We start from the raw sequence: 18,857 nt of genomic DNA, 5'->3' as shown, positions 1-18,857 counted from the left end.
CAGTACTTCAACTTTGTATTGGTCGTGGCCACAAGCCGCTAAGCCAATGATGAAACGATACGTGCCTACTGGCATGCGACAAGGAGAAACGCAATGTCTACCAATGCCTCAACGCTTGGCGTTCATTCCGAAGCAGGCAAATTACGTAAGGTAATGGTCTGCTCGCCAGGGTTGGCCCATCAGCGCCTAACGCCGAGTAATTGTGATGATTTGTTGTTCGACGACGTACTGTGGGTCAGCCAAGCCAAGCGTGATCACTTCGATTTTGTGACCAAAATGCGTGAACGTGGCGTGGAAGTGCTGGAAATGCACAACCTGTTGACGGACACCCTCAAAATTCCTGAGGCGCGCAGTTGGCTCCTGGACCGCAAGATTACTGCCAATCAAGTGGGGTTAGGGCTACAGGATGAAGTACGTGCTTGGCTTGATGAGATGGAGCCGCGCCGACTCGCTGAGTTTCTTATCGGCGGGGTGTCAGCCAATGATATGGCGGGGTCTCAGGGAGGTGAAATCCTCAAAATGTTTCGTGATTACCTGGGCCATTCAAGCTTTATTCTACCGCCACTACCGAATACTCAGTTCACCCGTGACACGACATGCTGGATCTATGGCGGTGTGACATTGAACCCTATGCACTGGCAGGCTCGGCGCCAAGAAACGCTGCTTACCGCGGCGATCTACAAATTTCATCCCGAGTTTGAAAAAGCCGACTTTCAGGTCTGGTATGGCGATCCTGATGTGGATCATGGCCTAGCGACTCTGGAAGGTGGAGACGTGATGCCGATAGGCAACGGCGTTGTGCTGATTGGAATGGGCGAACGCAGCTCTCGTCAGGCCATTGGCCAAGTGGCACAAGCGCTATTCTCTGCCGGTGCGGCCAAGCGAATCGTTGTCGCAGGCCTGCCAAAATCGCGCTCGGCGATGCATCTGGATACCGTATTCAGCTTTTGTGACCACGATCTGGTAACCATTTTTCCTGAAGTCGTACGCAATATCGTCGCCTTCAGCCTCCGGCCAGATGAAAGTCGCCCAGGGGGGATCGATGTACGCCGAGAAGAAAATAGCTTCCTTGAGGTGGTCGCTGAGTCGCTCGGTTTGCCCGCCTTGCGTGTGGTGGAAACGGGCGGTGACAGTTTCGAATCAGAGCGTGAGCAGTGGGATGACGGTAACAACGTTGTGGCACTCGAGCCCGGCGTGGTGATTGGCTACGACCGCAATACATCGACGAACACGCTGCTACGCAAGGCAGGCGTAGAGGTCATCACCATTAGCGCCAGTGAGCTTGGTCGCGGTCGTGGCGGTGGCCACTGCATGACCTGCCCGATCATTCGTGACCCCATTGACTACTGAGAGCGTTCATCATGGCATTTAATATTCATCACCGTAGCCTGCTTAGCCTCATGCATCATAGCGAGCGTGAGCTTTGCTATCTGCTTGATCTTGCCCGCGACCTCAAGCGCGCCAAGTACTCTGGTACGGAGCAGCAACTTCTCAAGGGGCAGAATATTGCGCTGATCTTCGAGAAGACATCAACCCGTACCCGGTGTGCCTTCGAAGTGGCCGCATACGACCAAGGCGCCAATATTACCTTCATTGACCCAGGCTCCTCGCAAATTGGCCATAAAGAGAGCATGAAGGATACCGCTCGTGTGTTGGGCCGCATGTACGACGCTATTGAGTATCGCGGCTTTAAACAGGAAGTTGTCGAAGAGCTGGCCAGCTATGCGGGCGTGCCGGTTTACAACGGTTTAACCGAGGAGTATCACCCGACACAAATGCTCGCTGACGTGATGACCATGCGGGAGCATACACAAAAGCCGTTACACCAGATCAGCTATGCCTATGTGGGCGATGCCCACAACAACATGGGCAAATCGTTACTATTAATTGGTGCCAAGCTTGGCATGGATGTACGCATTGCTGCCCCCAAAGCGTTGTGGCCTTCTCAAGAACACATCGATGCTTGCCAGCGCTTTGCGGAGGAAAGTGGTGCCACTATTACGTTGACCGAGGACCCAGAAGCGGCGGTTAAAGGTGTCGACTTTATCCACACGGACGTGTGGGTCTCGATGGGTGAGCCAGTCGAAGCCTGGGGGGAGCGGATTGAGCAGCTCCTGCCTTATCAGGTAAACAGCAGCCTGATGCAGTGTGCAGGTAATCCGCGCGTCAAATTCATGCACTGTTTACCAGCCTTCCACAATACGGAAACTAAAATCGGCAAGCAGGTGGCTGATCAATACCCGCACTTGGCAAATGGCATTGAGGTGACCGAGGAGGTCTTCGAGTCGACGGCCTGTATTGCATTTGAACAGGCGGAAAATCGCATGCACACCATCAAGGCGGTGCTTGTTGCCACCTTGGGTGGGGTCTGAGGAGAAATGTCGATGCGAATTGTCGTTGCACTGGGTGGAAATGCCTTACTACGTCGTGGAGAGCCGATGACAGCAGAGGCTCAGCGTGGAAATATTAGAATTGCCTGTGAACAAATTGCCAGGATCGCACCAGGTAATGAATTGGTAATCGCCCACGGCAACGGCCCGCAAGTTGGGTTGCTGGCACTGCAGGGGGCTGCTTACACGGATGTTAGTGCCTACCCACTGGATGTTCTAGGTGCAGAAACGGAAGGCATGATCGGTTATATGATTGAGCAGGAACTCGGCAACCTGTTGCCTGTTGAGGTTCCGCTGGCTACCTTATTAACACAAGTGGAAGTTGACCTTGATGACCCTGCGTTTCAGCACCCCAGCAAGCCGATAGGTCCGGTTTATACAGCGGACGAGGCCGAACGCTTGGCTAAGGAGAAAGGTTGGAGCATTGCACCCGACGGGGACAAATTCCGTCGTGTGGTTGCCAGTCCGCGTCCCAACAGGATTTTCGAGATTCTCCCGGTAAAGTGGCTTCTCGAAAAAGGTACGATCGTCATTTGTGCTGGCGGGGGGGGGATTCCTACTGCCTACGACGAAAATAATAAACTCAATGGTGTAGAGGCAGTGATCGATAAGGATCTCTGTTCGGCCCTACTCGCTGAGCAGTTGCAGGCTGATTTACTGATCATTGCGACGGATGTTGATGCCGCGTATGTCGACTGGAATGGGCCAAACCACAAGGCGATCGCGAGTGCTCATCCGGATGTGCTGGATGACATGCAGTTTGCGGCGGGCTCCATGGGGCCAAAAATAGAGGCAGCATGCAGCTACAGCAGGAATACCGGTAAAGAAGCGGTTATTGGTGCATTGGCTGATATCGAAGAAATTCTTCAGGGAGCCGCCGGCACCCGTGTTAGCACCAACACACAGGGCATTAACTTCCGTTAGGTGCTTTTACTAGGAAGCTTTGTTAGAGAGCTTTGTTTGGCAACCTCGCATTAGCTTTTGTTTTTAAAAGTATTCCTGTGGTGGCTTCTTATGACAAATAATAAGCTGCCCACCTAGTAGCCTAAAGCTTGATATGGCGCAATTTTAGCCGCCGTCAGCCATCGATTAATCGCCTAAGCTGAGTGGTGAAGCGCTATGACTCCCTGCACAGAGGAATCGTCCCATGCCTACCATGATGAAAGCGGCTATTTTTGTTGAGCCTGGCCGCATTGAGATTGACGACAAGCCCATTCCCGAGATTGGCCCCAATGATGCGCTGATGCGTGTCACCACTACCACAATCTGCGGCACCGATATTCATATCCTCAAGGGTGAATATCCCGTTGAGCGAGGCTTAACCATCGGCCATGAGCCGGTGGGCGTGATTGAAAAGCTGGGCGCCAACGTAAAGGGCTACCAGGAAGGCCAGCGCGTCATCGCCGGAGCGATTTGCCCGAGCTTCACCTCTTATGCCTGCCAAGATGGTTGCTCCTCGCAAGATGGTGGCCACCACAGCCACGGTTATAAACCGATGGGCGGCTGGCGCTTTGGTAACACTATCGATGGTGCCCAAGCTGAATACCTATTGGTGCCCGATGCCCAGGCCAATCTCTCGCCCGTGCCAGACGGCTTAACCGACGAACAAGTGCTGATGTGCCCCGATATCATGTCGACCGGCTTTGCGGGTGCCGAAAAAGCGGGTATCAATATTGGCGACACGGTGGTGGTGTTCGCGCAAGGCCCGATTGGACTGTGTGCGACAGCAGGTGCGCGGTTACGTGGGGCGGGGATGATTATTGCTGTCGACGGTGTTGATGAACGTTTGGCAATGGCCAAGCAGATGGGCGCTGACGTGACGCTGGATTTCCGCAAAGTTGATGTCGTAGAGGAAATTCTAAAGCTGACCGGCGGGCGCGGTGTGGATGCGGCCATTGAAGCACTCGGCCTGCAGCAAACCTTTGAATCGGCCTTGCGGGTGCTAAAACCTGGCGGCACGCTCTCAAGCCTGGGCGTTTACTCTGAAGACCTGACGATTCCGCTGGGCGCTTTCTGTGCTGGGCTAGGTGACCACAAGATTATTACGTCGCTATGTCCCGGCGGCAAAGAGCGAATGCGCAGGCTGATGAGCATCATTGCTGCAGGGCGACTAGATCTTGGCCCTATGGTCACGCACCGCTATGCGTTGGAGAAAATTGTCGATGCTTATGACCTGTTCTCCCACCAACGTGATGGCGTGTTGAAAGTGGCCCTTGAGGTCTCATAGCGCTTCTTTTGTATTCAAGGGCCACGTTAGTCAGCGAGGCTGTTCAGCAAGGTGCTACGTTACACCTCCTGATACAGCTCGCTGCCTTCGCGGCGGAACTTCTCCGCTTGCTCCTGCATGCCACGTTTGACTGCCTCGGAATCGCTTTCAGCGGTATTTTCCGGCGCGCGGTCCCGATAGGTATCGCGTACTTCCTGGCTGATCTTCATGGAGCAGAACTTCGGCCCGCACATAGAGCAGAAGTGAGCCACTTTGGCAGAGTCCTTCGGCAGGGTTTCGTCGTGGAATTCACGGGCGGTGTCCGGGTCTAGCCCCAGATTGAATTGGTCTTCCCAGCGGAATTCAAAGCGTGCCTTGGAAAGCGCGTTATCGCGACGCTGTGCTGCCGGATGACCCTTGGCCAAGTCCGCTGCGTGGGCAGCAATCTTGTAGGTGATGATGCCGGTTTTGACGTCATCTTTATTCGGCAGGCCCAAATGCTCTTTCGGCGTCACATAGCAGAGCATTGCACAGCCAAACCAGCCGATCATGGCTGCACCGATGCCCGAGGTAATATGGTCGTAGCCGGGAGCGATATCGGTGGTCAGTGGGCCAAGCGTATAGAAAGGTGCCTCATGGCACGCCTCGAGTTGCTTATCCATGTTCTCTTTGATCAAGTGCATGGGCACATGGCCAGGGCCCTCGATCATCACCTGAACGTCGTGTTTCCAGGCAATCTTGGTTAGTTCGCCCAGGGTCTCGAGTTCGGCGAACTGCGCTTCGTCGTTGGCATCGGCGACTGAGCCGGGACGCAGGCCATCGCCCAACGAAAACGCTACGTCGTACTGTTTGCAGATCTCGCAGATCTCTTCGAAGTGGGTATACAGGAAACTTTCCTGGTGATGATACAGACACCATTTGGCCATAATGGAACCGCCACGGCTGACAATGCCGGTCACCCGGTTGGCGGTTAGTGGCACATAGCGCAGCAGCACACCCGCGTGAATGGTGAAGTAATCCACGCCCTGTTCAGCTTGTTCAATCAAAGTGTCGCGGAACACTTCCCAGGTCAGGTTTTCGGCAATGCCGTTAACCTTCTCAAGCGCTTGATAGATCGGCACTGTACCAATTGGCACCGGCGAGTTACGGATAATCCACTCACGGGTCTCGTGAATGTTCTGGCCAGTGGAAAGGTCCATGATGGTGTCCGATCCCCAGCGGATACCCCAGGTCATTTTGTCGACTTCTTCTTCAATCGACGAGGTAACTGCCGAGTTACCCAGGTTGCCGTTAATCTTCACCAGGAAGTTACGGCCAATAATCATCGGCTCGGATTCTGGGTGGTTGATATTGTTGGGGATAATTGCGCGACCCCGGGCGACTTCGTCGCGCACAAATTCCGGCGTGATCTCTTCCGGCAGTTTTGCTCCAAAGCTTTGGCCAGGATGTTGGTGACCAAGAATACGCTCAACTTCAGCGGTGCCTAATGTTTGGCGGCGCTGGTTTTCGCGAATGGCAATAAATTCCATTTCAGGGGTAATAATGCCCTGGCGCGCATAGTGCAGTTGGGTGACATTCTTACCTGGTTTTGCCCGGCGCGGGGTGCGCGTTAAATCAAAACGCAACTGAGCAAGCGTGGGGTCGTTAGCGCGGCGATTGCCGTACTCACTGGTGGGGCCGTCAAGGAACTCGGTATCGTTGCGCTCTTCAATCCAGGCGCGGCGCAGGGCGGGTAGGCCTTTGCGTAAATCGTTGTTGGCGGCTGGGTCGGTGTAAGGGCCAGAGGTGTCGTACACCAGCAGCGGCGGGTTCTCTTCATCAATGCTGCTGGTTTTAGTGGGCGATAGGGTGATTTCCCGAAACGGCACGCAGATATCGGGCCGTGAGCCTTCAACGTACACCTTGCGCGAGGCGGGCAGCGGCTGAATGGCAGCGGCATCGACCTGGGCAGTTTCCGCTAAAAAGTGGCTGGTTTTACTTTTTGAGGTCTTAGTTTTTACAGTTTCAGTTTCTAAAGTCTTCGTCATGACGGTCGTCTTCCTTCGTTGTTGATTATGGTTATTGTGTTGGCTTAATGGGTGAGGCTTTTGTCTGTTAGATCGCTGTCTATCAGATCCAGACCCATCTGCCAGAAATCGATTTCCAGACGCGTTGCGTCGCGGAAGATATTGCTCAGCTCGGCAAAGCGGGCGGGGGTAACATCGGCCAGGCGGGCATTGAGCCATTCAAGCTCAGCCTGCATGGCGGCCTGGAACTCCTCGCTTTCGTACATCGCTATCCAGGCATCAAACGGGTTTTGGCTGCCGCGTAGGGTAGAAGGCTGAGCGTTTAGCCAGTTGGCGATTTCGCCGTAGCCCACTAAGCAAGGAGCCAGCGCCACATGTAAATCGAGCAGGTCGCCGCGATTGCCGGTGTCTAATACGTAGCGGGTATACGCCAAGGTGGCTCTGGCTTCGGGAAGCTCCGCCAGCTCTTGCTCGGAAATCCCCCACTCCTGGCAAAAGCCCACGTGCAGGCCTAGCTCTACATCCACAATGGCTTTTAAACCTTCATGGGCTTGGCGCAGATCAGCCAGCGTAGGGCTTTTATAGGCGGCCAACGCGTAGGCGCGGGCGAAGTGAATCAAAAACAGGTAGTCCTGCTTCAAATAGTGTCGAAAGGATGCTTCTGGTAGCGCGGCGGTACCCAACTGACGGACAAAATCATGCTCAATATAGGCGCGCCAGTCGTCATGGCAGGAATTAGTAAGATCAGCAAAGCGGTAGCCCATGGTGCCTCCGGTAGTAATGATCCGGAGGGCGAGCGATTGAGATCGAGTGAATGGCGCTGAAGGTGGCGTGCGATCGTGAGAAAGAGCTAGCCAAGGCCATCGCTTGATCCCTACGCCGGTACCCGCGTGCTCGTCATAGGAGCAGCGCATTAGCCGGATCAGGTTCAGCGGGACCAGCGCTTTGGCAGTATCAAGAGGATACGCCCTGCGCCATCTCAGCCGGATTCACCGGCACCCCGTCAAGCAGTTAGTGCCAAGCAGTCTAGGAGGAGGAGAGAAGAGATGCAAGGGGGATAGTGAGTGAATAGCAGGCTTCTTAGAAACGTTGATGCTCTTGGCTAACCTAACGTCGCCACGCGTCTCTCGATTGCCAGACACTCTAAAAGTTGCCGCACTTCATGGCCTGACAGGGCGGCAGGGTGACGCATTCTGTTGAAACGAATGAAAAAGCAAACCCAGTAACAATAGTTTTTCTCAGTACGGAGGCTGTAGCGCTTGACCCGCAGGATCGCCTTGACGCGTTCCATTAGTTTCATAAGAGCCACTCTTGTAACTGTTCATGGATACAGTATTATTGAGCAGGGAAAAACACGCAAGCACGCGAATTTTGGATAGGCTGCCAAAATTGGCTTTGCTCTCTTGGGAATCAATGGGGTAGAGTCAAATTGGGTGGCTATAAAACCCCAATGAATGTGCCGTCGCGTTTATTGAGGTTTTGTAGCGAGGCGTATAATCACTGTTATAAGTCATCCCCAACGCAAAGGACTTTATGAGCAGCGACACTGGTCATCGGCGATATTTGAAGCAGCTCCTTCACCATGGATCTGTGTACTTAGGTGCAATCTCCTTTGTACTGGTCCTTGTGCTGCCAGTGTTTTTGGAGGTGTCTGATTATGTATCACTGGCTCTATATGTTGGCGGAATCGCCGCATTTTATTGGGCTGGTTATAAGACATGGGAAGAGAGTTTGCCTCCGGACGAAGGAGAGCCGCTTGTTCTTAAAGCTGATAAAGGCACCGTTACGTTTTCCTCCGGCACCGGAAATATTTTCAGGAAAAGTAATGTATCAGTCAGGCTCGCTGTCTCTAATAATTCTGAAAAAGCCATTGCACTTGATAATGTGGCAGTGCACTTAAAGCAGGGTTCGTCCTGGCTCAAACTGAAAGGCCGGCCAAAGCTGATTTGGGGGTCAGGAGAGTCAGTAGGGTCTTGCGCTGAGATTGGGCCAAAAGAATCCAAAATCTTAGATGTGAACCTTGAAGGTGAAGGCCACATCGAAGATCGAGTAAAACTGGCCAGGGCATTGCGGGAAAGTCCGATTGTTGGCGCGACATTAACTGCTGAGTATTTTTTGGAAGGAGAGCGGTCGGCTATTGAGGTCGATTTCGAATACGATGCAGAAAAGCTCATTAATCGCATGCGGAGTAGCTGGAGCCAAAGCAGTTTACGGGATGCCATTAAAGAGCTTGAGAAATCGGCATAGATCTTGGTTTCCTGCCAGACAACTTATAACCAAGCCAGGCATGGCGACGCCAGCTACATTGCGGCTTCGCCTCCATTCCGTTGGCGCGCATGCTGGCGGCGTTATGCCGTGTAAAAGGAGACACAGTGTCAAAGTTTGATTGGTATATTTTGAGTGTACTTATGGTAGGAGCAGGACTTCCTACACTGTATTTTTTTTATCTAGGTCGGTTGGTTGCAGATCGACCGATACTATTGTTTCTTTGTGGCTTTTTTCTAATTCTAGTTGGGGTTCACGGTCTCGATTTGTTAGTTGGCTTGCAGGTGCCATTGAGCAATCTGCAGCCAGGGGAAGAGTTAACACAAGAAATGATTATGCAGCTAAAACACAATAACGAGGTTTGGACATATATATTTCCTATTGCAACCGCAGCAATTGGTGCCAATTTGATTTCAACTGCAATTGTTACGAACCGCTCATCTGTTTCCGAGCTGTCACGTGAATTGGCACAAGCTCAAGAACTAACCGGAAATTTAAGAACCATTGTCAGAAGTCTGTTATTAGTAGCTGCTTTGGCTTTTGCGAGTTCTCTTTTGTATTTGATTTCAACCCTATTAAGGGCATAACACCTATGAGCCTTCTGCCTGTCAATAGGCCGTAGTGTTTTTATTGGCCGCGTAAGTGGTCAATATCAAGTCCCTGAGCCAGTGATCCTACTTCATCTGTCATCGTTGGCTGTGAATGGCTTACAGCAAAAATACCGCAAGGGTACTTCCTTCGATCGCCTATTGAGGCTCTCTAACGTGGTAGTTCACCACTGCCAAACCGGGTTGCTCCCTGCAAGTTGGTCTGGGGCACTAGACATTCATCAGTTAACCAGCATCTGTCCTATTCAAACAGCGGGTTACTTTACAGTCCCAGTTAGTTTCAGGTTCAGCGCCGGTGTGAGCGCACTCGCTCAGGGTATTGGTGCACGCCAGCAGGATGGATAATCAAGGCGACGGGCTTCGAGTTGGGTGTATAAGCAGGGTTTTAGGTCTGAATAACCAGTCAGTAGATACCCAGTTTCGGCATCGATATTGCGCTGAACAAGCGGGTCATCAAAGGTCCTGCCCAATTGTTCTCTGGCACTGACATTTTTTAAATTGACCTTGTTGGGTGGCAGGTTGTACTGACTCGTTGTGTTGACTACATGGGCTTTGAGATCAGCACCGTGGCGAACGAGCCCAGTTCGGCGGCGAAGCAGGTCACGGGTAGCTCGCATGTTGCGTGGGTAGACATAAGCGAGGGGGAAGTTGCCACCGCGAATAAGCGCGGCAATTTTGTAAGAATCCACGCGATCATTCTTGGTTTTACCGCCATGAATGGCATTGAAAAGTACGTCCTGTACTTTTCCCTTCGGGCCAGCTAAAGCTGTCCAAATTCTTTCCAGAAGAATTTGTCATATAAAGGGCATGACCGAGAATGAAAGCAATGCCGTGGTCTTCACAGAAATCAGCGACCCAGTACCAGCAGTGCATGCATTCGATGCCGATCACTAGATCATCCAGGTAGGTGTCGATTAGCCGAAGTAGAGGTTCTGGGCTAGCGGGAGTCTCTTTATGCAACAGGGTTTCTCCCTGTTGATTGAGGATACAGACATAAAGGCTTCTGGCATGTAGATTAATGCCACAGTAGTGACGATGAGTGCTATTGTAAAAGTTCATTGAGTCTTCTCCTGCTAGGTTTGGTCGCCTTTTCAGCTTAGCCAAACGGGCTGAGTTGGGGGAGAAGGCTCAATGAGTATCAATTCGCTCTTGCCGGACAATTTTTTCACCGCTTCGCGGCTCCAAAATTGCCGCAAAGCTCCGCGTTATACATCAATGGATATAGCGAATGACCTCAAATAGATTCTGTGTTTTTTGTGGAAACCCACCAGAAAAAAAGAATCGAGAGCACATACTTCCTCAGTGGCTGCTTGAGTTAACTGGAGATCCAAAAAGGGTTGTGAATTTTGGTACTAATTTTAGAGACGGGCGAACTATTAGATTTGATTGGTTAAATTTCTGTGTTCCAGCGTGCGAGAGTTGCAATACGGAATACTCAAATCTGGAAGGTAGAGCTAAATCCTATGTTCTGACGTTACTTGATAGAGGCACACTAACAAGCATTGAATACATTGATTTTATGGACTGGATGGATAAAGTTCGAGTTGGTCTTTGGATTGCATATCATTTCATTCAAGGTAACCCCACTAAAATTCAGCCCAGCTTCCATATTAAGACGAGAATAAGTCAAAAAGATCGAATGATTGCTATCTACCCGATCGAGGGTGACGGGGTTGGCTTAAATGCCTTAGGAACAGAATCACTAGTATTTCATAGTCAGCCATCTTGTATGGGATTGAGAATAAATAATATCTTCATCATTAATATGTCCAGTGATTTTTTGTTTTCCGCACGTTGCGGTTTCCCATTTCCAAAAAGCTGTTTCACTATGCTTGATGGAGCAAACCCTTACATGATGCATACTAGTGATTTTTCGATCACCAGGAAAATCAAACACCCACTTATAAGAAAAAAAATAATTAAACCCTCCATACATCTTTACCAACCGATTATGGGCAAGTCCGAAGATAAGAGATTTAAATCAGGTTTCGTAGGTGATTACAATAATTTTGATTCATATTTGGCTAAAAATACGCTTCCGCCTTACCCCTCGGGAAAAGGCATATTGTACTTCCAGCATTTGGATCGAGTTGAACCAATATATGATATTGATCAGCCGATAGAGTTCGAAAATTGTACAGGAATACACTCAGAACCAATGTATAGACTTGTACAGCAGGTATATGAATTTCAAAATTTCATCTACAAACAGGGAAAGTTTTTAGCAGAAAATAGAGAGCTAGAACTGAGTCATGCAAAGAGCAAAAAATTAATTTTAAAGTGGAATGACCGCGTTATTGCACATTACTCTGGCATGAGAAACGTGTAACAAAGTCATCAATTTGACCGCCTTACGCTGCACTTCAGGCGGCAAATTATGGCGGAGTTATAAACTACTTTAAGTAAGGTGATAATTTGAAACCAAAAGCATTTGTTGCATCATCAGTTGAGGGATTAGACATAGCTTATCCCCTGCAAGTTAATCTTCAACACGATGCAGATATCACAATTTGGAGTCAGGGGGTGTTCTCGCTTTCAGTTACACCTATTGACTCTATAACTGAAGCATTACATTCTTCGGATTTTGGTATATTCGTATTTAGTCCTGATGATGAAACCAAGATGCGTGGCAATGTGACAGATACTGTACGAGATAATGTCATTTTTGAGCTAGGCCTATTTGTTGGAAGGCTTGGGAAAAGACGCTGCTTTATAGTCATGCCTGATAATGTTGAACTACATATTCCAAGCGACTTAGTTGGTGTTACACCAGCAAAATACTCTGGTGAGCGAGAAAGTTCAGAAATTGCTGCTGCCTTAGGCCCTGCTTGCCATGAAATACGCCAAGCTATGAAGTTGCAAGGACTGCATAACGAATCCTCATCACAGCCGCAAAAAATTCCAGGCAATGATCACGATAATTATGACGAAGAAGACAAAATAGCACTGCTTGAAGCTTGGTTAAACAACGAAGCTCAGGAAGGCGTGGCGATAAAGTATATAGATGTTGATAATCATTTGAAGCTTGAACTCGGATCTACCAAGAGGCTACTGCCCGTGGTTTTCAAGAGAAACACTATATTCAATATAAACGTTGCTGGTGGCAATGTTTTCAAGTTTCACGTTGAAAGAAGCTATTTCTAGGTGGTTTATAAAAAATGCACTCACTGGACTCGCTCTCTTCGGTCCTCTCCTGTGACGCAATGCGTTGAGCCTGTTTAAAAACTTCGCTGACGGCTAAGTTTTGGTAGGATCGAGGAAACATACGTGGAGTGGTCAGCACGCCGCGCTTCAAGGCTTATAACTACGATCAGAACGCCATGGTGGTGATCAACTATCAAGATCAGCTCCAGCCAGGCACCTTTGAACACGCTGTGCACTACCTGATCGAGCATAAACTCGACTTATCGGTTTTCCATAAGACAAATGTGGCAAGCGCCATCGGAACGGTGCCAGTCGATAGGTATCTTTTATTATCGAGAACAAGCGCTTGCCCAATTACACTGATTGGATGAAGCAGCGAGTGGATAGCCCAGGGGCAAAGAAATTTACAGCCATCGTATGTCAGTCGTGGAACCGGTGTTCGGCAATATTGGCACGACGGAACGACTGGACCGGTTCAGCCTTCGGGGTAAGAAAAAAGTGCAAGGTCAGTGGCAGCTCTACTGCTTGGTGCATAATATTGAGAAGTTGGCGAATTACGGCCACTTGGCTGCGTCATGTAGGGCTTAGGGCGGGGTAAGTTGCTTTTTAAGAGCAAAAGGCCGTCTTCAACAAGCTTTAGCTGGGTGCCCAAGTGGCTAAATACCGATATTAAGATTACTCAGCCAGATGATCGGCTGGGTAAATGAATAAGGACAACAGGCGGTGGATCGGGTTTTTCTACAGTCTCGTTATGCAGTCACTTCTATGCCGCATTGACAAGTGTCACGTGACAGAATGCACTTATCCCCATGATCAAATCCTTCGCTGACAAACGAACCCAAGAACTCTACTCCAAGGGCAAGTCAAAGAAATTTCCTGCGGATGTCGCACCGAGAGCTGCTAGAAAACTTGAATACGTGGATCTGGCCGTACAGCTTGAGGATTTGAAAGTGCCGCCCGGCAATCGCCTTCACACACTGTCGGGAAACAGGCAGGGGCAGCACGCAATTTCAATCAATGATCAGTGGCGTATTTGTTTTCGTTTTGAAGGTGGCGATGCGTATGAAGTCGAAGTGTGTGACTACCACTGAGTGAGGTGATGATATGGCTATTCTTAATACGACCGGTATGCAGTGCAAACCCACTCATCCTGGCGAAATGCTGAGGGAAGATTTTCTTCCAGACTATGGCCTGACGGTTTCGGGGTTGGCCAAATCTCTGGGTGTCTCTCGTCAGTCAGTTAATGAATTATTGCGCGAACGTCGTGCTGTCAGCCCTGAAATGGCGCTCAGGCTTGCGCGTTTGTTTGGTAACTCGCCGGAATTCTGGCTGAACGCACAGCGATCTGTTGATCTTTGGACTGCCGCTCAGTCGGTCAAGGAAGAAGTGGATCGAATCAAGCCGCTACATGCTTCATAACCAAGCCGTGCACCGGATGCTAAAACCTCCGCTTCGCTCCGGCTTTGTCACCGGTGACGGCCGGCGTTATTCATAGCGTTCGTTTTGACGTACGTACCAAAGGGCGTACAACTGATAAAATATTAAACACGCAAGAGGTACGTCATGACCGGAATCACAGCAACGGAGGCGCGGAGCAACCTTTATCGGTTGATTGACGAGACCGCCGAGTCCCACCAACCCATCGTCATCATGGGTAAGCGGAACAAAGCCGTCCTGGTTTCCGAGGAAGACTGGTCCGCCATTCAGGAAACGCTTTACCTGCTCTCCGTACCGGGTATGCGGGAGTCTATTCGTGAGGGAATGGATACCTCCGTGGATGAGTGCGATGAGGAGCTGGACTGGTGACATGGACGTTGGTTTACACCAAACAAGCCCAGAAGGACGCAAAGAAGCTGGCTTCAAGCGGCCTCAAGCCAAAAGCCCAAGAGTTGTTGGCCCTAATTGCAGAAGCTCCGTACCGCAAGCCGCCCCCGTTTGAGAAGTCCATAGGTGATCTTGCGGGCGCCTATTCACGCCGCATCAATATTCAGCATCGTTTGGTCTACCAAGTGCTAGAAGACGAGCAAGTAGTGAAAGTCCTCAGGCTATGGAGCTACTACGAATAATGCATAACTGGCCGCTGTTGCCGGACCGTTTTTCCACCGCCTCGCGGCTCCAAAATTGCCGCAACGCTCTGTATTAACCCGCGAGTCTGTCTTTGGGGCGCTGGTTTAACACCTTCGAAAGGGCCGCGCTTGTTCACACCATCATTAAACCCTGTTTACGTACTGGTGGCGCGTAAGCGGCGTCTACCTGTGCCAGATCATCTTCGTCGAGCCGGATGCTATCTGCGTAGGCGTTCTGTTTGAGGTGATCCAGGCTCACGGCTTTCGGGATGGCAATCACACCGGGGTGGCGCAGTGCCCAGGCAAGGGCGATTTGCGCGGGGGTGGCGCTGTGTTTGTCAGCGATGCGTTGTAGGGTGGCGTTACGCAGCAGCGCGCCACCTTGCCCAATGGGACAGTAAGCCATTAGCGGCATGTTGTGTTGCGCCTGCCAGGGTAGCAGGTCGTATTCAATGCCGCGTGCTTCGGGGTTGTAGAGCACCTGATTAGTGACGCACGCGGGCGCGTTTAGCTCCGCTAGGTCGTCAACGTCAAAGTTCGATACGCCCCAACGCAGAATCTTGCCTTGCTCGCGCAGCCGCTCAAACGCTTCTATGGTTTCGCGTAACGGGTACTGTCCGCGCCAGTGCAGCAGGTAGAGATCAATCGTATCGGTGCCCAATCGGCGTAGGCTGCGCTCGCAGGCAGCTTGAACACCCTGGGTGCTGGCGTTGTGCGGGTAAACCTTGCTGACTAGATACACCTGATCGCGCCGGTCACGAATCGCTTGGCCAACAATTTCTTCAGCGCCGCCCTCGGCATACATCTCAGCGGTATCAATCAGTGTCATGCCCAGTTCCAGGCCTTCACGCAGCGCCCTGATTTCAGCTTGGCGCTGCCCGGCATCCTCGCCCATATGCCAGGTGCCCTGGCCGATACGGGGTACGCTGTCTCCGCCTAGCTCAATCGTCTGCATGTCTATCTCCTTAGTATAGGGTCGGACTATAAAGTGTAGCGCTACTCAAATTGGGGGGGACGTCGGGCCAGGAGGCATGTAAGACCATCGCCACCGACCACTGTTAAGTTAGTGTTTAAGTCGTCGAGGGAGTATTTATGTTATCGATGGGGAGGTCACATCAATACCGTATGCTCTACCACCACCATCGCGCCAATCCCAATCAATACAACGCCACCTGCGAGTTCTGCCCAGTGGCCTACGTATTTGCCAAATTTATGGCCTAGCAGCGTTCCCATGGAAGCCATCACCGTAGTAGCAAGGCCAATGGCGAGACTGGTGGTAATGATGTTCACATCAATAAACGCAAGGCTGGCGCCCACGGCCATGGCGTCTAGACTGGTGGCAGTGGCGGTTAGTACCAGCAGCCACAGGGTTTGTTTGCGATGCTCTACTTTTTCTTCTTTCTTCAGCCCTTCGACTATCATGTGCAGGCCGATAATGGTCAGTAGCGTAAACGCGACCCAGTGGTCCCAGGTTTCTACGTACTGCTGAGAAGCCTTGCCAGCCACCCAGCCGAGTACCGGGGTGATGGCCTCGATAATGCCGAATATTAAACCAATGCCTACCGCGTGTCGGAAGCGGGGCTTGCGCAGCTCTGCCCCTTTGCTGATGGATGCCGCAAACGCATCCGCTGACATGGAAACCGCTAAAAAAAGCAGGGCAACAGGTGTCATGATAGAAGGGCTCGTTTAATGAGACAAAAGGTGTGAAACAAGATGCTCGAGTGATAAAAGTAGGGTTTGAATAGCGCTGAATCCTATCAGGTTTTACTTTGATAACAAGTTGGTCAATAAAAAATAAAGTTAGTTATAACGAATAAATATAGCCTTGGCTAACAATGTGTCTGTTAGCTGATTTTGTTGGCTTTTTGAGCTTAAATAGTTTGTTTATTTATTGATTTTTATATTGATGATGTTCAGATATAAAAATAGTCTTTATAAGGAAGGTCGGTAGGTTGATCACTCCTCCTTTAACAGTGAGAAGATCTTCTCAGGGTTACACTAATGAAGCTCTAGATGCACCTTGGGGAATGTCTGTTTAAAGCGTGCAATAATCGGCGGCAGTACATAGCGAGCTGTTTCTAATCCTATGTCGTATTTAATATTCTTAAAAATAAAATTAAATACGACTTTTATTTCATGATTATATTTTTAGATGTCATTATCGTTTTTCTTCAATCAGCGGCAGAGGAGATTTGGCATTTGTGCTGCTTAAACAGCCACCACACATCGAAGCCAAATGAGTAGCTGAGTGTGACTAATGCACTCAGTGCCAGCAGGCCTGCAGCGAAAGGAGAAGTGAGTGGCGTTAACGCCAGCAGCAATGCAACAACCTGCCACACGCACACTGCTTTACGGCGGAAGCTGTCAAAGAGCGGTGCTTTTAACCACGGAAAAGGCCAGCTGGCGGCGATGAACAAATAACGCATGCCGCCAATGAGTAGTACCCAAGCGCCTAGATGTTCGCTCTGCAATAATCCGATGCAGAGTATCAGGATTAATACTGCATCCAGTTCCATATCAAAGCGCGCACCGAACGGGGTATGAGTCTTTGTGCGTCTAGCAATCCATCCATCCACACCGTCCAGTAATAGCGCGATAACAGCGACCGCTAGCCATAGCCAAATCGCGTTGGTAAAAGCATTCGCTGCCAGCGCCCCTGCCACGATGGCGACGAGTATGCCGCGCCCAAGCGTTACCCGGTTTGCCCAACCGAGCGGGCCATGGGGCCAAAAACTTACTACCAGTGCGCCCATCACGACGTAGAAGCCAGCTGCCAACCACCAATTTGCAGCGCTGGCGACTAATCCCGGCAGCATCGCGCCCAAGCCTACGAGCAATAAGCTAGCCAGCGCTATCTCAGCCAAGGTGTAAAGCCGCTTGGGTAAAGAGATGCTGGAGGTGTTGGAGAAAGAGGGCATGCTTACTCGCAGAGCGGCTTAATGGTCCGCGGTTGAATTAAAGTGTGCAAATTATTTCCTATGTACCATTCTTGTATAAGAAGGTATGGTTGTCCATGATGTGGATACATTTGTTTTAAATCATCTTCACGCTTACATGGGTTAAGCAACCGCTTCGCTTTCTAGGCTACGCTGTATGGATGGATGAAGCGCTTAAACCATAAGGAAATGTCATGTTGCCGCCTGATACCGCTACGGCTTTTTGGGTGACCCACCCTACGCATGGTGAGCTCAAGCAGGAGCCACTAGCGTTACCCGCTGAAAATGAGGTCCTGATTCGTGCCCTATACAGCGGTGTTAGCCGCGGCACTGAATCGCTCGTATTTAACGCGCGAGTACCGGAAAGTGAATATTCGCGTATGCGCGCCCCCTTTCAAGCGGGGGAGTTTCCTACGCCTGTGAAATATGGCTACTGCAGCATTGGCTATGTGGAGCAGGGGCCAGATCATTTATTTAATAAAACCGTTTTTTGCCTTTTTCCGCACCAGGACTACTACGTCGTGCCTGCCGACGCTGTTTTAGCGCTCCCCGACGATGTGCCCGCTTACCGTGCCGTGCTAACCGCCAATATGGAAACTGCCATTAACGGTGTGTGGGATGCTAACCCCATGCTTGGCGAGCGTGTGTGTGTGGTGGGCGCTGGCGTCGTCGGTGTACTGGTGGCGTATCTGTGTGCGCAAATTCCAGGTGTAGAAGTACGCCTGATCGACATTAATCCTCAGAGAGAAACCCTGGCAACGTATTTAGGCATTCCTTTCTGTACGCTGGAACAGGCACCCACCGACCAAGATTGCGTGATCCATGCTAGTGGTCAGCCGGATGGCCTGAGGCTGGCTATGGGCTTGTTGGGCAACGAAGGCCGCGTGATTGAAATGAGCTGGTTTGGCGAAGGCGATGTGTCGCTGCCGCTCGGTGGCGCTTTTCACTCCCAGCGTTTAACGCTTCGTGCCAGCCAGGTTGGGCAATTGCCTGCCAAGTTGCAGCCACGCTGGAATTATCGCCGCCGTTTAGCGCTCGCTTTACGCTTACTCACCGACCAGCGGTTAGATGCACTGATCAGCGGTGAGAGCGATTTTGCCGATTTTCCAACGCTGGCACCTGCTCTGTTTGGGCCAGGTAGCACAGCGCTTTGCCATCGAATTCGTTATCCATTACCCGCTTAATTAATGCGGCTTAATTAAGTGCGAATTAGTTAGAACGACCTCGCTAAAAAGG

General features: G+C 50.8%; 19 protein-coding genes, 2 pseudogenes and 1 riboswitch. Of the genes and pseudogenes, 14 read left to right on the top strand and 7 right to left on the bottom strand.

The features are described 5' to 3' along the window. The first annotated feature begins 93 nt into the window (after positions 1 to 93). From arcA to JFC11_RS00860, 4 genes are all read left to right on the top strand, one after another. Positions 94 to 1,350, top strand: a complete 1,257-nt coding sequence (gene arcA, locus JFC11_RS00875; RefSeq protein WP_198348494.1) for an arginine deiminase — start codon at positions 94 to 96, stop codon at positions 1,348 to 1,350. An 11-nt stretch (positions 1,351 to 1,361) separates the two neighbouring features. Next, the gene (locus JFC11_RS00870) at positions 1,362 to 2,372 is read left to right on the top strand and encodes an ornithine carbamoyltransferase (protein WP_198348493.1); all 1,011 of its coding nucleotides are present in this window, start codon (positions 1,362 to 1,364) and stop codon (positions 2,370 to 2,372) included. A gap of 12 nt (positions 2,373 to 2,384) precedes the next feature. Further along, positions 2,385 to 3,314 carry a carbamate kinase gene (gene arcC / locus JFC11_RS00865; RefSeq protein WP_038482165.1) on the top strand — a complete coding sequence of 310 codons (930 nt, stop codon included), beginning with the start codon at positions 2,385 to 2,387 and terminating at the stop codon, positions 3,312 to 3,314. Between the two features lie 223 nt (positions 3,315 to 3,537). After that, positions 3,538 to 4,617: an NAD(P)-dependent alcohol dehydrogenase gene (locus tag JFC11_RS00860; protein WP_198348492.1), complete on the top strand. Its 1,080-nt coding sequence runs from the start codon at positions 3,538 to 3,540 to the stop codon at positions 4,615 to 4,617. Between the two features lie 59 nt (positions 4,618 to 4,676). Here the strand turns inward: JFC11_RS00860 and thiC are convergent, their stop codons facing one another. The 3 genes from thiC to JFC11_RS00845 form a co-directional block, all read right to left on the bottom strand. Then, positions 4,677 to 6,623, bottom strand: a complete 1,947-nt coding sequence (gene thiC, locus JFC11_RS00855) for a phosphomethylpyrimidine synthase ThiC (protein ID WP_232482729.1) — start codon at positions 6,621 to 6,623, stop codon at positions 4,677 to 4,679. A 44-nt stretch (positions 6,624 to 6,667) separates the two neighbouring features. After that, on the bottom strand, positions 6,668 to 7,366 hold the full coding sequence (gene tenA, locus JFC11_RS00850) for a thiaminase II (RefSeq protein ID WP_198348491.1): 699 nt from the start codon (positions 7,364 to 7,366) through the stop codon (positions 6,668 to 6,670). Between the two features lie 90 nt (positions 7,367 to 7,456). Beyond that, positions 7,457 to 7,615: riboswitch (TPP riboswitch) on the bottom strand. A gap of 89 nt (positions 7,616 to 7,704) precedes the next feature. Further along, complete coding sequence (locus JFC11_RS00845) at positions 7,705 to 7,893, bottom strand: phage integrase N-terminal SAM-like domain-containing protein (RefSeq protein WP_232482739.1); 189 nt, start codon at positions 7,891 to 7,893, stop codon at positions 7,705 to 7,707. A gap of 242 nt (positions 7,894 to 8,135) precedes the next feature. On the opposite strand from JFC11_RS00845, the gene JFC11_RS00840 reads away from it, so the two are divergent. Both JFC11_RS00840 and JFC11_RS00835 read left to right on the top strand, forming a co-directional pair. Then, positions 8,136 to 8,849, top strand: coding sequence for a hypothetical protein (locus JFC11_RS00840; RefSeq protein ID WP_120385567.1), 714 nt, complete (start codon positions 8,136 to 8,138; stop codon positions 8,847 to 8,849). Positions 8,850 to 8,974: 125 nt separating this feature from the next. After that, complete coding sequence (locus JFC11_RS00835; protein ID WP_120385566.1) at positions 8,975 to 9,454, top strand: hypothetical protein; 480 nt, start codon at positions 8,975 to 8,977, stop codon at positions 9,452 to 9,454. A 428-nt stretch (positions 9,455 to 9,882) separates the two neighbouring features. On the opposite strand, the pseudogene JFC11_RS18930 reads toward JFC11_RS00835, so the two are convergent. Next, positions 9,883 to 10,534 (bottom strand): annotated as a pseudogene (locus JFC11_RS18930) (IS110 family transposase); the annotation flags it as partial. A 169-nt stretch (positions 10,535 to 10,703) separates the two neighbouring features. Here JFC11_RS18930 and JFC11_RS00820 point away from each other — a divergent pair. The 7 genes and pseudogenes from JFC11_RS00820 to JFC11_RS00790 all read left to right on the top strand — a co-directional run bounded on the left by JFC11_RS00820 (position 10,704) and on the right by JFC11_RS00790 (position 14,685). After that, on the top strand, positions 10,704 to 11,804 hold the full coding sequence (locus tag JFC11_RS00820) for a hypothetical protein (protein ID WP_120385565.1): 1,101 nt from the start codon (positions 10,704 to 10,706) through the stop codon (positions 11,802 to 11,804). A gap of 86 nt (positions 11,805 to 11,890) precedes the next feature. Then, on the top strand, positions 11,891 to 12,619 hold the full coding sequence (locus JFC11_RS00815; RefSeq protein WP_198348488.1) for a TIR domain-containing protein: 729 nt from the start codon (positions 11,891 to 11,893) through the stop codon (positions 12,617 to 12,619). Positions 12,620 to 12,914: 295 nt separating this feature from the next. Further along, positions 12,915 to 13,207, top strand: a pseudogene (locus JFC11_RS19165) (transposase); the annotation flags it as partial. Between the two features lie 221 nt (positions 13,208 to 13,428). Beyond that, entirely contained in the window at positions 13,429 to 13,710 is a 282-nt protein-coding gene (locus tag JFC11_RS00805) for a type II toxin-antitoxin system RelE/ParE family toxin (RefSeq protein WP_198348486.1), read from the top strand. A gap of 13 nt (positions 13,711 to 13,723) precedes the next feature. After that, positions 13,724 to 14,038 (top strand): HigA family addiction module antitoxin, encoded by a 315-nt coding sequence (locus JFC11_RS00800; RefSeq protein WP_198348485.1) that lies wholly within the window; start codon positions 13,724 to 13,726, stop codon positions 14,036 to 14,038. Positions 14,039 to 14,182: 144 nt separating this feature from the next. Beyond that, positions 14,183 to 14,425: a type II toxin-antitoxin system Phd/YefM family antitoxin gene (locus JFC11_RS00795; RefSeq protein ID WP_009722422.1), complete on the top strand. Its 243-nt coding sequence runs from the start codon at positions 14,183 to 14,185 to the stop codon at positions 14,423 to 14,425. Further along, the gene (locus JFC11_RS00790) at positions 14,422 to 14,685 is read left to right on the top strand and encodes a Txe/YoeB family addiction module toxin (protein ID WP_198348484.1); all 264 of its coding nucleotides are present in this window, start codon (positions 14,422 to 14,424) and stop codon (positions 14,683 to 14,685) included. The genes JFC11_RS00795 and JFC11_RS00790 overlap by 4 nt, the downstream gene beginning before the upstream one ends. A gap of 133 nt (positions 14,686 to 14,818) precedes the next feature. On the opposite strand, the gene JFC11_RS00785 is transcribed toward JFC11_RS00790, so the two are convergent. From JFC11_RS00785 to JFC11_RS00775, 3 genes are all read right to left on the bottom strand, one after another. Then, entirely contained in the window at positions 14,819 to 15,640 is an 822-nt protein-coding gene (locus tag JFC11_RS00785) for an aldo/keto reductase (RefSeq protein WP_198348483.1), read from the bottom strand. Positions 15,641 to 15,795: 155 nt separating this feature from the next. Then, the gene (locus JFC11_RS00780) at positions 15,796 to 16,356 is read right to left on the bottom strand and encodes a manganese efflux pump MntP (protein ID WP_198348482.1); all 561 of its coding nucleotides are present in this window, start codon (positions 16,354 to 16,356) and stop codon (positions 15,796 to 15,798) included. Positions 16,357 to 16,856: 500 nt separating this feature from the next. After that, the gene (locus JFC11_RS00775) at positions 16,857 to 17,603 is read right to left on the bottom strand and encodes a CDP-alcohol phosphatidyltransferase family protein (RefSeq protein WP_198348481.1); all 747 of its coding nucleotides are present in this window, start codon (positions 17,601 to 17,603) and stop codon (positions 16,857 to 16,859) included. Positions 17,604 to 17,815: 212 nt separating this feature from the next. Between JFC11_RS00775 and JFC11_RS00770 the strand changes: the two genes are divergently transcribed. Beyond that, positions 17,816 to 18,805 (top strand): zinc-dependent alcohol dehydrogenase, encoded by a 990-nt coding sequence (locus JFC11_RS00770; protein WP_198348480.1) that lies wholly within the window; start codon positions 17,816 to 17,818, stop codon positions 18,803 to 18,805. Positions 18,806 to 18,857: the final 52 nt, after the last annotated feature.

The sequence above is a fragment of the Vreelandella alkaliphila genome (assembly GCF_016107625.1).
Classification (GTDB): Bacteria; Pseudomonadota; Gammaproteobacteria; order Pseudomonadales; family Halomonadaceae; genus Vreelandella; species Vreelandella alkaliphila.
The sequence above is the reverse complement of the archived record's forward strand: the minus strand, read 5'-3'. Positions and strand labels throughout refer to the sequence as shown.

What these genes read in the sequence shown, in the direction of transcription:
- arcA (WP_198348494.1), top strand. Translation starts at nt 94, where the DNA reads ATGTCTACCAATGCCTCAACGCTTGGCGTTCATTCCGAAGCAGGCAAA.
- JFC11_RS00870 (WP_198348493.1), top strand. Translation starts at nt 1,362, where the DNA reads ATGGCATTTAATATTCATCACCGTAGCCTGCTTAGCCTCATGCATCAT.
- arcC (WP_038482165.1), top strand. Translation starts at nt 2,385, where the DNA reads ATGCGAATTGTCGTTGCACTGGGTGGAAATGCCTTACTACGTCGTGGA.
- JFC11_RS00860 (WP_198348492.1), top strand. Translation starts at nt 3,538, where the DNA reads ATGCCTACCATGATGAAAGCGGCTATTTTTGTTGAGCCTGGCCGCATT.
- thiC (WP_232482729.1), bottom strand. Translation starts at nt 6,623, where the DNA reads ATGACGAAGACTTTAGAAACTGAAACTGTAAAAACTAAGACCTCAAAA.
- tenA (WP_198348491.1), bottom strand. Translation starts at nt 7,366, where the DNA reads ATGGGCTACCGCTTTGCTGATCTTACTAATTCCTGCCATGACGACTGG.
- JFC11_RS00845 (WP_232482739.1), bottom strand. Translation starts at nt 7,893, where the DNA reads ATGGAACGCGTCAAGGCGATCCTGCGGGTCAAGCGCTACAGCCTCCGT.
- JFC11_RS00840 (WP_120385567.1), top strand. Translation starts at nt 8,136, where the DNA reads ATGAGCAGCGACACTGGTCATCGGCGATATTTGAAGCAGCTCCTTCAC.
- JFC11_RS00820 (WP_120385565.1), top strand. Translation starts at nt 10,704, where the DNA reads ATGACCTCAAATAGATTCTGTGTTTTTTGTGGAAACCCACCAGAAAAA.
- JFC11_RS00805 (WP_198348486.1), top strand. Translation starts at nt 13,429, where the DNA reads ATGATCAAATCCTTCGCTGACAAACGAACCCAAGAACTCTACTCCAAG.
- JFC11_RS00800 (WP_198348485.1), top strand. Translation starts at nt 13,724, where the DNA reads ATGGCTATTCTTAATACGACCGGTATGCAGTGCAAACCCACTCATCCT.
- JFC11_RS00795 (WP_009722422.1), top strand. Translation starts at nt 14,183, where the DNA reads ATGACCGGAATCACAGCAACGGAGGCGCGGAGCAACCTTTATCGGTTG.
- JFC11_RS00785 (WP_198348483.1), bottom strand. Translation starts at nt 15,640, where the DNA reads ATGCAGACGATTGAGCTAGGCGGAGACAGCGTACCCCGTATCGGCCAG.
- JFC11_RS00780 (WP_198348482.1), bottom strand. Translation starts at nt 16,356, where the DNA reads ATGACACCTGTTGCCCTGCTTTTTTTAGCGGTTTCCATGTCAGCGGAT.
- JFC11_RS00775 (WP_198348481.1), bottom strand. Translation starts at nt 17,603, where the DNA reads ATGCCCTCTTTCTCCAACACCTCCAGCATCTCTTTACCCAAGCGGCTT.
- JFC11_RS00770 (WP_198348480.1), top strand. Translation starts at nt 17,816, where the DNA reads ATGTTGCCGCCTGATACCGCTACGGCTTTTTGGGTGACCCACCCTACG.